Origin of the sequence: Crenobacter intestini (genome assembly GCF_004919095.1) — a bacterium.
Taxonomy (GTDB): domain Bacteria; phylum Pseudomonadota; class Gammaproteobacteria; order Burkholderiales; family Chromobacteriaceae; genus Craterilacuibacter; species Craterilacuibacter intestini.
The window spans coordinates 1-10,500 of record NZ_STGJ01000004.1 but is presented as its reverse complement, the minus strand read 5'-3'; the positions used below and the strand labels follow the sequence as shown (position 1 = coordinate 10,500).

Genomic DNA, 10,500 nt, shown 5'->3' with positions numbered 1-10,500 from the left:
GCCGGCGTCGCGGTAGCTTACGCTGGCGTCCTGTACCGACACGCTGTCCAGGCCGTTTTTCAGCGGCGAACCCGACTCCAGCCGCAACAGTCCATCCAAATTGAGGCGACCGTCGGCGTCACGCTCGAGGCGGGTATTTAAGCCCGTCAGCGCAAGACGGGTCAGTTCATGCTCGCCGGCCAGGAGTGGCAGCCAGGCCAGGTCGGCCCTGAGCGATGCGAGCGTCAGCGCCGGTGTGGTGGCGCCTGGGGTATAGACGCGCAGGTCGCTGATTTCGACACCGGGGCGTCCCCACAGTTGCGGGTGGATGCTGCCGGCGACCTCGGCGCGCAGGCCGCGCGCGGCGAAAGACTGTTCGACGGCGTGCCTGACCGCGGCCGCGTCAAAGCGCACGAAATAGAGTGCGGTCAGCGCGAGCAGCAGGCTGGCGGCGCCGAGCAGGGTAAAAACGGAGGTCTTGAGCCAGAACCGGCCAGAATTCAACTTCATGCTGAGTCGGTCAGGAATTGTGCGATGGTGCTGGAGCGGGTGAAGGGAATCGAACCCTCGTCGTAAGCTTGGGAAGCTTCTGCTCTACCATTGAGCTACACCCGCGGTGAGAGCTGGCCATTATATGCAAGCCGCCGCCTGATGGCAACCGGGTGGCTAAATTGCCGCGCTCCATGTTTCTATTGGCATTAAACAAATATCAAATTGCTGACAATGGCATTTGCAAGCAATTAATAACTCATAATGGATTTTTTGTGCCAAAAGCTATTGACGGCACCCAGGTGGATGGATAATTTGTTGCTAAAGCATATTGTATGCAATCGACAGCGCCGGCCACCACCCCTCGGCCGTGCGCCGGGACCGGCTTCAACCTGCCGCTGGTCTTCCCGATCCGGACGCCGCTTGGCGACCGTTTCAAGTAGTGACCCGTTTTGAGGCGTGATCCGTCTGTTGGTGGGCACTTTCTGCTGTAGGCCGCATGTTCCGGCCTGCGCGGCGTGTTGCCGCGTGCTGTCGCATCAATGGAATCAGGATAACAACATGGCAAGATCTCAATGGGGCTCCCGTCTCGGGTTCATTCTCGCCGCCGCCGGCTCGGCCGTCGGCCTTGGCGCCATCTGGAAGTTTCCCTACGTCGCGTCGCAAAACGGCGGCGGCGCATTTTTACTGATCTTTATCGGCTTCGTGTTCACCCTCGGCATCGCGATGATGATGGCCGAGATGGCGCTGGGGCGCGCCGCGCAGAGCGGGGCGGTCGGCGCCTACCGCAAGATGGGCGGAAAGAATTGGGTGTGGGTCGGCTATATGGGCGTGCTGGTCGGCTTCCTGATCATGTCCTTCTATAGCGTGGTCGGCGGCTGGACGATCGCCTACATCATCAAGTCGGTGACCGGCGAGGTGATCTCGGCGGACGCCAAGCACTTGGGCAGCGTGTTCGGCAGCTTCGTGTCCGACCCGGTGCAGCCCCTGGTCTACCACGCGCTCTTCATGGCGCTGACCGTCGGCGTGGTGCTCGGCGGCGTGCAGAAGGGCATCGAGAACCTGTCCAAGTTCCTGATGCCGGCGCTGTTCGTGATGATGCTGGTGCTGATCGCGCGCGGCCTGTTCCTGCCCGGTGCGCTCGACGGTGTCGCCTACTTCCTGAACCCGGACTTCTCCAAGGTGACCGGCAAGACGGTGATCGACGCCCTGGGCCTGGCCTTCTTCTCGCTGTCGCTGGGCATGGGCGCGATGGTCGCCTACGGCTCCTACGTCAGCAAGGACACTTCCATCCCGGGTTCCGCGCTGTGGGTGGTCTCGCTGACCACCGGCGTGTGCATCCTGGCCGGTCTGATGGTGCTGCCGGCGGTGTTCGCCTTCGGCTTCGACCCGGCCGCAGGTCCGGGCCTGACCTTCATCACCATGCCGGCGGTGTTCGCCAAGATGGTGGGCGGCCAGCTGTTCGCCGTGGTGTTCTTCATCCTCCTGATGGTCGCCGCGCTGACGTCCGCCGTCTCGCTGATGGAGGTGGTGACCAGCTTCATGATCGACGAATTCCACATGAAGCGGGTGCCGGCCGCGCTGTCGATGGCGTCGCTGATGTTCGTGCTCGGCGTGCCGGCGTCTTTGTCGCTGGGCGAGTGGAGCGGCTACACCCTGTTCGGCAAGGGCGTGTTCGACCTGCTCGACTACACGACGTCCAACATCCTGATGCCGCTGGGCGGCGTGCTCCTGGCGATCCTGGCCGGCTGGAAGATCTGGCCCGAGATCCATGCGCAGCTGGGCGGTGACCGTGGCGAGCGCATCGTGTGGATGCCGGCGATGAAGGCGATCAGCTGCTTCGTCGCCCCGGCGCTGGTCGGCGTGATCCTCGTCTACAACAACCTGTAAAGCTGGCGGCCAAGGCCTACGCTTTGGCGCGCACGGACAAGGGGCGTCCCGCATGGGGCGCCCCTTTTGTCTTAACATCGTCGGCGTGAATTCCTGGAGACACACACCATGCAAAAACGTCTGCTCGTGCTGTACACCGGTGGCACCATCGGCATGGACGAGACCCCGGACGGCCTCGCGCCGGTGCCCGGCCTGCTGCCCCGTCTGCTCGAGCGCTTCCGCAGCCCGGCACTCGACTTCGAGCTGCGCGAGTACGCGCCGCTGATCGACTCGTCGGCGATCACGCTTGCCGACATGCGCACGCTGTGCGCGGACATCGCCGCCGAATACGAACATTTTGACGGCTTCGTGGTGATCCACGGCACCGACACCATGGCGTACACAGCCAGCATGCTCGCCTTCGCGCTGCGGGGTCTCGCCAAGCCGGTGGTGGTCACCGGCTCGCAACTGCCGCTGGTCCACCCGAGAAGCGACGGTTGGAGCAACCTGGCCGACGCGTTCGAGGCGGCGTGCCAGGACGACTTGCACGAGGTCGCGCTCGCCTTCGACCGCCTGTTGCTGCGCGGCTGCCGCGCGCGCAAGGTCGACGCGGCGGCGTTTGCCGGTTTCGACAGCCCGAACGCGCCGCACCTGGCGCGTTTCGGCATCAGCGTTGACTGGTATCGCGAACACTGGCGCCGGGTGACGCAACCGTTCGCGCCGGTGTTGCCGGACGCCGCGCGCCGCGTGCTGCCGATGCTGCTGATGCCCGGCGCGTCGACCGCGCTGTTCGGGCGCATGCTGCACGAAGATGACGTCGACGCTGCCGTCCTGCTGTCCTACGGCAACGGCAACGCGCCGGCCGACCCGGCGCTGCTGGACGCTATTGCCGCCGCGACCAAGCGCGGCGTGCCGGTGCTCAACCTGACCCAGGTCGTGCGCGGCGCGGTCGAGGTCGGCGCTTACGCGGCCAGCCAGCCGCTCGCGCGGGCCGGCGCCTTGCCCGGCGCCGACATGACGCCGGAGGCCGCGCTCGCCAAGCTGACCTTGCTGGGCGCGCTGGATCTGGACGCTGAAGCGGCCCGTGCCTACCTGACCGCCAATGTCGCCGGTGAGCTGACCGTTGCCTAATTAACAGGCAGTCCGGCTTTTTCCTGCCGGAACAGGCGCTTGGCGCGCCTGTCCACAGCGTGCCCACACCGCTATCCCGACGCCTTGTGGGCAAAAATACCGGCTGCCTGTTTTTTGGGCGGCCGGAATTTTTCTTTTGGGTTCATGGGCTTGCCTGCCTTGTCCACAACCTCTCAACAACGATCTCCCCGGCGCTTGTGAGAAACACGCCGGCTGCCGTATATAATGGGCGATTACGCTTCGCGCCCGTTGCCGATGTCTGCTGCATTTCCCCTGAAGATCGCCATCGTCGGCCCCGAGTCGTGCGGCAAGAGCACGCTGGCCGCGGCGCTGGCCGGACGCCTGCGTGGCTTGGGGCTCAGCGTCGCGCTGGTCGACGAGTACGCACGAGCGTATTACGCGCACCGTCCGTACCGGCCGACGCTCTCCGACGTGATGGCGATCGCCGAAGGCCAGCTGGCGCGCGAGGCGGCGGCGTCGGGCGACGTGGTGTTGTGCGACAGCACGGCGCTCACCTGCCGGATCTGGGCCGAGGTCGGTTTCGGCCGCGTGCCCGGGGTGCTCGCCGCGCTCGACCATCGCGGCTACGCGCTGACCCTGCTCGCCAGGCCTGACATCCCGTGGCAGCACGACCCGCTGCGCTCGCACCCCCACGCGCGGGACGCGCTGTTCGGGCGTTACCGGCAGGCGCTCGCCGCGATGGAGGGCTGCCGGGTGGCCGAGGTGGGTGGAGAAGGCGGGGAGCGGCTGGCGTGTGCGTGGGCTGCGCTGGCGCCGCTTTTGCCTGTTTTTTGCACAGAGAGCTGAAAGCCTCGCCGGAACAATGGCTTGCGTCACTTGTGCACAGGCGGTGCACAGCGCTGTCCAGCCGGGGCGGGGATAAGCGGGCGAGAGCTGCCTAAAAAATGGTCAACGAACAAAACCTGTGTGCCGTGAAGTACTTGCCGCTGTTTTCCACAGCCTGTTCACACGGCCGTCCAGCAAGGATGTGAAGAATGAACGAAACCGTAGCCATCCAGCGCGAATTCATCGCCCTGTGCGACCTCTTGAAGGTCGCCGGCATCGCCGATTCGGGCGGCATGGGCAAGCAGATGGTCGCCGAAGGGCTGGTCAGCGTCGACGGCGCTGTCGAGCTGCGCAAGACCTGCAAGATCCGTCCGGGGCAGACCGTCAGCGGCGAAGGCTTCGAGATCCGCGTGGTCGCCGCCGATGACTGAGTCCTGCTCGCCGCTGGCCGCCTCCGAGCCGCCCGTTGCGCCCGAGCCGCCGGCGGAAGGCGCGTGCTGCGGCAGCGGCTGCGAGCCTTGCGTATGGGACGTCTACCAGGGCGAGCTGGCCGAGTACCGGCGGGCACTTGCGCTGTGGCAGGCAGAACAGGAGCTGTCAGGTGGCTGAGATCGACCTGCATTTTCATTCGACCGCGTCTGACGGCGCCTTGCCGCCGGCTGAAGTTGTCGCGCGCGCCGTTGCGCGTGGCGCACGCCTGCTCGCGCTGACCGACCACGACACCACCGCCGGCTTCGCCGAGGCGGCCCGCGCCGCGCGCGAGGCGGGTGTTCCTTTCATCGGCGGGGTCGAGGTGTCGGTGACCTGGTCGCGGCGCACCGTACATATCGTCGGCCTCGGCGTCGACCCGGACCACCCGGTGTTGCTCGCCGGGCTCAAGTCGGTGCGCGACGGGCGCATCGAGCGGGCACGGGCGATGGGCGACGAACTTGCGCGCGCGGGGATCGCGGGGGCGTTCGAAGGCGCGCTTGCGCTCTCGGACAACCCGGAGATGGTCGGGCGTACCCATTTCGCCCGCTACATGGTCAATGCCGGCTATATAAAAGATGTGCGTACTGTATTCCGTAAGTATCTCGCGGAAGGCAAGACCGGTTATGTGCCGCACGAGTGGGCGAGTCTCGCTGACGCTGTCGGCTGGATCCGCGCCGCCGGCGGCACCGCGGTGATTGCGCACCCGGGCCGTTACGACTTTGGCCGCACGCTGACCGAGCGGCTGGTGGGCGACTTCATCGAGGCCGGCGGCGAGGCGATCGAGGTCGGCAGCGGCAGCCACAGCCTCGACGACATGCACAAGTACACGCTGCTGGCCGACCGCTTCGGCCTCTACGCGAGCAGCGGCAGCGACTTTCACGCGCCGGGTGAGGGCGGCCGCGACGTCGGCCTGACCGCCGACTTGCCGCCGCTGGCCCGCCCGCTGTGGCTCGCCCGCGGCTGGCTTACGGCGGCGCAAGGAGCTTGATATGGCACAGTTTTTCATGATCCACCCGGACAACCCGCAGTCACGGCTGGTGCGCGAGGCGGTCAAGATCATCCAGGGCGGCGGCGTGGTCGTCTACCCGACCGACTCCTGCTATGCGCTGGGCTGCCAGCTGGGCAACAAGAAGGCGATGGAGCGCATCCTCGAGATCCGCCGCATCGACCTCAAGCACCACCTGACGCTGGTCTGCGCCGACCTGTCCGAACTCGCCAACTACGCGCGGGTCGACAACGCACAGTACCGCATGCTCAAGAGTGCGACGCCGGGCAGCTACACCTTCATCCTGGAGGCGACGCGCGAGGTGCCGCGCCGGCTGCTGCACCCGAAGCGCTCGACCATCGGCCTGCGCGTGCCCGACCACAAGGTCGCGCTCGCGCTGCTCGAGGAGCTGCATGAGCCCATCCTGTCGTGCACGCTGATGCTGCCGGGCGACGACGAGCCGCTGTACGACCCGTACGAGATCCGCGAGCGGCTGGAGAACGCGGTCGACCTGGTGATCGACGGCGGCTGGTGCGGCACCGAGCCGACCACGGTGATCGACATGACCGACGGCATCTCGCTGGTGCGCGCCGGCAAGGGCGACCCGGCGCTGTTCGGCTTTACGCGCGACTGAACACAAGGGCGGACCACCGCCCGTCTCGAGACACTCGCCAACAAGGGGTAAGGAATGGACGAACTGATCCAGAAGATCGCGATCTACGCGCTGCCGGTGATCCTGGCGATCACGCTGCACGAGGCCGCGCACGCCTACGTCGCCAAGCGCTTCGGCGACGCCACCGCCTACATGCTGGGGCGGATGACGCTCAACCCGATCAAGCATATCGACCCGCTGGGCACGATTGCGCTGCCCTTGCTCGGCATGATCATGGGCGGCTTCATCTTCGGCTGGGCCAAGCCGGTGCCGGTCAACTTCGGCAACCTCAAGCCGGTGCGGCGCGGCATGCGCTGGGTGGCCGCGGCAGGGCCCTTGTCCAACTTCGCGCAGGCGGTGCTGTGGGTACTGCTCTTCAAGCTCGCGATCAGCACCGACACCCCGTACAGCGAGCCGCTGCTGCTGATGAGCCAGGCCGGCATCAACATCAACGTGGTGCTGATGGTGCTCAACCTGATGCCGCTGTTGCCGCTGGACGGCGGTCGCATCGTCGAGAGCTTCCTGCCGCCCGGCATGGCGTACAAGTACTCGCGCATCGAACCCTACGGGATGTGGATCCTGCTCGCGCTGGTGTTCACCGGCCTGCTCAGCCCCATCCTCAGGCCGTTCATGAATATCGTGTATGATTTGCTTCGACTGATTCTGTAATTTTATTTAGCTGGGAAAATCATGTTTGCAGACCGCATCCTTTCGGGCATGCGCCCGACCGGAAAGCTTCACCTCGGCCACTACCACGGCGTGATCAAGAACTGGGTCCAGTTGCAGAGCGAGCACGAGTGCTTGTTCATGGTGGCCGACTGGCACGCGCTGACGACCAACTACGACGACGTCGCGGTGATCGAGCAGAGTCTGTGGGACATGGTGATCGACTGGCTGGCCGCCGGCGTCGACCCGGCGCAGGCGACCATCTTCATCCAGTCCAAGGTGCCCGAGCACGCCGAATTGCACCTCGCGCTGTCGATGGTCTGCCCGCTGGGCTGGCTCGAGCGGGTGCCGACCTACAAGGACCAGATCGAGAAGCTCAGCCACAAGGACCTGACCACCTACGGCTTCCTCGGCTACCCGCTGTTGCAGGCGGCCGACATCCTCGTCTACAAGGCCAACCAGGTGCCGGTCGGCGAGGACCAGGTACCGCATATCGAGTTGACCCGCGAGATGGCGCGCCGCTTCAACCACCTGTACGGCCGCGAGCCAGGCTTCGAGGAGAAGGCGCTCGCCGCGGTGAAGAAGCTCGGCGGCAAGAAGGGCAAGCTCTACACCGAGCTGAAGACGCGTTTCCAGCAGGAGGGTGACGAGGCGGCCGTTGAGGCCGCGCATGCCCTGCTGCAGGACGCCCAGAACCTGTCGATCGGCGACCGCGAGCGCCTGTTCGCCTTCCTCGAGAACAAGGGCCGGGTGATCCTGCCCGAGCCGGACGCGCTCCTGACCGCGGCGAGCCGCATGCCGGGGCTGGACGGTAACAAGATGTCCAAGTCCTACGGCAACACCATCGCGCTTCGGGAGGCGCCGGAGTCGGTGTCCAAGAAGGTGCGCGCGATGCCGACCGACCCGGCGCGCGTGCGCCGTACCGACCCGGGCGACCCGGCCAAGTGCCCGGTGTGGCAGCTGCACCAGGTGTACTCGGACGAGCCGACCCGCGAGTGGGTGGTCAAGGGCTGCACCAGCGCAGGGATCGGCTGCCTCGACTGCAAGCAGCCGGTGATCGACGGCGTGCTGCGCGAACAGCGGCCGATGTTCGAGCGCGCGCAGAAGTACCTGGACGACCCGACCCTGGTCAAGGCGATCGTCGCCGACGGCTGCGAGCGCGCGCGCAAGATCGCGAACGACACCATGAAGGACGTGCGCGAGGCGATGGGCCTCGGCTACTGAGCCGCGTCCTTGCCCCCGTGCCTACGCCCCGCCGCCTGGCGGGGTTTTGTTTGTGAATGAAAGCGATGGCCGAACCCGACTTCACCCTCGAACCCGACACCTTGCCCGGCGGCGTGCCGCTGGCGCACGTGTTCGGCCAGCCGCTACTGGAAGCACCGCAGGATCTGTTTATCCCGCCCGACGCGCTCAGGGTGATCCTCGAGAGCTTCGAGGGGCCGCTCGACTTGCTGCTCTACCTGATCCGCCGGCAGAACCTCGACGTGTTGAACATCCCGATGGCCGAGATCACCGCACAGTACATGGGGTATATCGACAGCATGCGGCGCGAGCGGCTCGAGCTCGCCGCCGAATACCTGTTGATGGCGGCCTTGCTGATCGAGATCAAGTCACGCCTGCTGCTGCCAAGGCCGGTGGTGGGGGAGGACGGCGAAGCGGAAGACCCGCGCGCCGAGCTTGCGCGCCGCCTCATCGAGTACGAGCAGATGAAGCTCGCCGCGCTGGCGCTGGACAAGCTGCCGCAGGCCGACCGCGACTTCGCGTGGCTGGCGGTGCTGATCGAGCAGGGCGCCGAGGAGCGGCTGCCCGACGTCCAGGCGGCGGACCTGCGCGGGGCCTGGCTCGCCATCCTCTCGCGCGCGCGCAACCAGCGCCACCATCAGGTCGAGCGGGAGGAGTTGTCGGTGCGCGCGCAGATGTCTTATCTGTTGCGCCAGCTGGAAGGGCGCGACTTCGTCGCGTTCGAGATGCTGTTCGACCCGCTCGACGGCGTCGCCTACCTGGTTGTCAACTTCATCGCACTTCTGGAGCTCGCGAAGGAGGGGATGGTCAAGATCACGCAGGACGCGCCCTTCGCGACGATCTACGTGCGGATCGCCCTGTTGCCTACCAGCGGTGGCGCAGGCGCAGCCTGACGCCCGTCTCGCCGGCCTTGGCATTCATGCTCAGCGACAATCGGGTCGACTTGTCCTGGTAGAGGTTGAGGCGCGGGCGCACCCTGCCGTCTTCCAGCGCGAACCACTGCCGCTCCGTCTCGTCGACCTTGAGCTTGTCCGCCTGCAGGCTGGCTAGCGGCGCTGCGAGCACGGGGGCGCTGCTGGCAACGGGCGCCGACAATGCGAGCGCACGGGCCGGATCGGTCAGCGGGTTGTCGCCGTCGGCGATCACGGCCGAGCTCATGAAGTGCTCGGTGGCGGGCGTGGCAAACGGGGAAGCTTCCTGCGCGTGAGCGTGCGCGGCCAGTAGCAGCAGGGAGCCGGTCAGGACGGGAAGGAGGCGCATGGTCGTGTCCCTGCTTGAAGCGCGCGCGGCAATGCGTTCACCTTAGCCGACGGCGCCTGCCGCGCAAGGCGCGCGTGAGGGGCGGTTTACATCGGAGTCTCCCCGTATAATCGGCGCGACTTCCGGTAAAAAGACGTGTAAAATCCGCTGCTTCCCGCGCTTCTCCCCAACCCGATGTCCACCGTCCTCGACCTCGACTACCTGCAGACCGTGCTCGAGACTGCCTTGCTGACCGCGCACGAACCGCTGTCGGTCGGCGCGCTCAAGCGCCTGTTCGGCGACGAGGTGGGGGCGGCCCAGATCAACGAGATGCTGGACGAGCTGCAAGGGGCATGGCGTGGACGCGGTGTCGAACTGGTGCGGCTGTCTTCCGGCTGGCGCTTTCGCGCACGCGCCGAGTTCACGCCTTACCTTGCCCGGCTTAACCCGGAGAGGCCACCGCGCTATTCGCGCGCGGTGATGGAAACGCTGGCGATCATCGCCTACAAACAACCGGTGACCCGCGGCGACATCGAAGCGATCCGCGGGGTTTCGGTATCGACCGGCGTGATGCAGACCCTGCTCGAGCGGGGCTGGATCGAAGTGATCGGGCACAAGGACGTGCCCGGAAGGCCTGGTCTTTATGCCACGACGCGCAAGTTTCTCGACGACCTGGGGTTCCAGTCGTTGCGCGACCTGCCGCCGCTGGCCGAGCTGGGCAGCCTGGTGATCGCCGAAGACGGCGACACCGGTGCGCTCCCCCTCGCTGATGAGGCGGAAAACCTGACTGATTAGGAAAAAGCATGTCTAAAGGACAACGCAACCATTCGCGCCAGCCGCTGGCACAAAGCCGTGGCCGCCAGACGGCCTCGCAGAACCACAAGGGCGATTTCATCCAGCCCCGTAATCCCGCAGGCGACGGCGAGCGCCGCTTTGCCGGCAACAAGCCGCATGGTCGTGACGACAAGCCGCGTTTCGGCGAGAACAAACC

General features: G+C 66.1%; 13 protein-coding genes, 1 tRNA gene and 1 pseudogene. 12 read left to right on the top strand and 3 right to left on the bottom strand.

Annotation, left to right across the window (positions count from 1 at the left end; all coding sequences use genetic code 11):
- Together E5K04_RS05300 and E5K04_RS05295 are read right to left on the bottom strand one after the other, a co-directional pair.
- On the bottom strand, window positions 1-489 hold a 489-nt coding region (locus tag E5K04_RS05300), incomplete at its 3' end, for an AsmA family protein (RefSeq protein WP_136551861.1).
- 31 nt (window positions 490-520) lie between these two features.
- Window positions 521-594 (bottom strand) — tRNA-Gly (locus E5K04_RS05295).
- A gap of 435 nt (window positions 595-1,029) precedes the next feature.
- Between E5K04_RS05295 and E5K04_RS05290 the strand changes: the two genes are divergently transcribed.
- The 10 genes from E5K04_RS05290 (at window position 1,030) to E5K04_RS05245 (ending at window position 9,163) form a co-directional block, all read left to right on the top strand.
- A complete protein-coding gene (locus tag E5K04_RS05290; protein ID WP_136551860.1) occupies window positions 1,030-2,358 on the top strand; it encodes a sodium-dependent transporter in 1,329 nt (442 codons plus the stop codon).
- Between the two features lie 108 nt (window positions 2,359-2,466).
- Window positions 2,467-3,468: an asparaginase gene (locus tag E5K04_RS05285; protein ID WP_136551859.1), complete on the top strand. Its 1,002-nt coding sequence runs from the start codon at window positions 2,467-2,469 to the stop codon at window positions 3,466-3,468.
- A gap of 255 nt (window positions 3,469-3,723) precedes the next feature.
- Window positions 3,724-4,275: an AAA family ATPase gene (locus tag E5K04_RS05280; RefSeq protein ID WP_136551858.1), complete on the top strand. Its 552-nt coding sequence runs from the start codon at window positions 3,724-3,726 to the stop codon at window positions 4,273-4,275.
- A 188-nt stretch (window positions 4,276-4,463) separates the two neighbouring features.
- Window positions 4,464-4,685 (top strand): RNA-binding S4 domain-containing protein, encoded by a 222-nt coding sequence (locus E5K04_RS05275; protein ID WP_136551857.1) that lies wholly within the window; start codon window positions 4,464-4,466, stop codon window positions 4,683-4,685.
- Window positions 4,678-4,863 carry an oxidoreductase-like domain-containing protein gene (locus E5K04_RS05270; RefSeq protein WP_136551856.1) on the top strand — a complete coding sequence of 62 codons (186 nt, stop codon included), beginning with the start codon at window positions 4,678-4,680 and terminating at the stop codon, window positions 4,861-4,863. The genes E5K04_RS05275 and E5K04_RS05270 overlap by 8 nt, the downstream gene beginning before the upstream one ends.
- On the top strand, window positions 4,856-5,713 hold the full coding sequence (locus tag E5K04_RS05265) for a 3',5'-nucleoside bisphosphate phosphatase (RefSeq protein ID WP_136551855.1): 858 nt from the start codon (window positions 4,856-4,858) through the stop codon (window positions 5,711-5,713). The genes E5K04_RS05270 and E5K04_RS05265 overlap by 8 nt, the downstream gene beginning before the upstream one ends.
- 1 nt (window position 5,714) lies before the next feature.
- Window positions 5,715-6,344 (top strand): L-threonylcarbamoyladenylate synthase, encoded by a 630-nt coding sequence (locus tag E5K04_RS05260; protein WP_136551854.1) that lies wholly within the window; start codon window positions 5,715-5,717, stop codon window positions 6,342-6,344.
- A gap of 54 nt (window positions 6,345-6,398) precedes the next feature.
- Complete coding sequence (locus E5K04_RS05255; protein ID WP_136551853.1) at window positions 6,399-7,031, top strand: site-2 protease family protein; 633 nt, start codon at window positions 6,399-6,401, stop codon at window positions 7,029-7,031.
- Window positions 7,032-7,052: 21 nt separating this feature from the next.
- Entirely contained in the window at window positions 7,053-8,252 is a 1,200-nt protein-coding gene (locus tag E5K04_RS05250; protein WP_136551852.1) for a tryptophan--tRNA ligase, read from the top strand.
- Window positions 8,253-8,317: 65 nt separating this feature from the next.
- Window positions 8,318-9,163 (top strand): segregation and condensation protein A, encoded by an 846-nt coding sequence (locus E5K04_RS05245; protein WP_205700305.1) that lies wholly within the window; start codon window positions 8,318-8,320, stop codon window positions 9,161-9,163.
- Here E5K04_RS05245 and E5K04_RS05240 read toward each other — a convergent pair.
- Window positions 9,135-9,530, bottom strand: a complete 396-nt coding sequence (locus E5K04_RS05240; RefSeq protein WP_136551850.1) for a hypothetical protein — start codon at window positions 9,528-9,530, stop codon at window positions 9,135-9,137. The genes E5K04_RS05245 and E5K04_RS05240 overlap by 29 nt on opposite strands.
- Window positions 9,531-9,704: 174 nt before the next feature.
- On the opposite strand from E5K04_RS05240, the gene scpB reads away from it, so the two are divergent.
- Together scpB and E5K04_RS05230 are read left to right on the top strand one after the other, a co-directional pair.
- Complete coding sequence (gene scpB, locus E5K04_RS05235; RefSeq protein WP_136551849.1) at window positions 9,705-10,304, top strand: SMC-Scp complex subunit ScpB; 600 nt, start codon at window positions 9,705-9,707, stop codon at window positions 10,302-10,304.
- An 8-nt stretch (window positions 10,305-10,312) separates the two neighbouring features.
- Window positions 10,313-10,500: pseudogene (locus E5K04_RS05230) on the top strand (hypothetical protein); the annotation flags it as partial.

Coding starts and splice junctions, on each gene's coding strand:
- E5K04_RS05290 (WP_136551860.1), top strand. CDS start 1,030: ATGGCAAGATCTCAATGGGGCTCCCGTCTCGGGTTCATTCTCGCCGCC.
- E5K04_RS05285 (WP_136551859.1), top strand. CDS start 2,467: ATGCAAAAACGTCTGCTCGTGCTGTACACCGGTGGCACCATCGGCATG.
- E5K04_RS05280 (WP_136551858.1), top strand. CDS start 3,724: ATGTCTGCTGCATTTCCCCTGAAGATCGCCATCGTCGGCCCCGAGTCG.
- E5K04_RS05275 (WP_136551857.1), top strand. CDS start 4,464: ATGAACGAAACCGTAGCCATCCAGCGCGAATTCATCGCCCTGTGCGAC.
- E5K04_RS05270 (WP_136551856.1), top strand. CDS start 4,678: ATGACTGAGTCCTGCTCGCCGCTGGCCGCCTCCGAGCCGCCCGTTGCG.
- E5K04_RS05260 (WP_136551854.1), top strand. CDS start 5,715: ATGGCACAGTTTTTCATGATCCACCCGGACAACCCGCAGTCACGGCTG.
- E5K04_RS05255 (WP_136551853.1), top strand. CDS start 6,399: ATGGACGAACTGATCCAGAAGATCGCGATCTACGCGCTGCCGGTGATC.
- E5K04_RS05250 (WP_136551852.1), top strand. CDS start 7,053: ATGTTTGCAGACCGCATCCTTTCGGGCATGCGCCCGACCGGAAAGCTT.
- E5K04_RS05245 (WP_205700305.1), top strand. CDS start 8,318: ATGGCCGAACCCGACTTCACCCTCGAACCCGACACCTTGCCCGGCGGC.
- E5K04_RS05240 (WP_136551850.1), bottom strand. CDS start 9,530: ATGCGCCTCCTTCCCGTCCTGACCGGCTCCCTGCTGCTACTGGCCGCG.
- scpB (WP_136551849.1), top strand. CDS start 9,705: ATGTCCACCGTCCTCGACCTCGACTACCTGCAGACCGTGCTCGAGACT.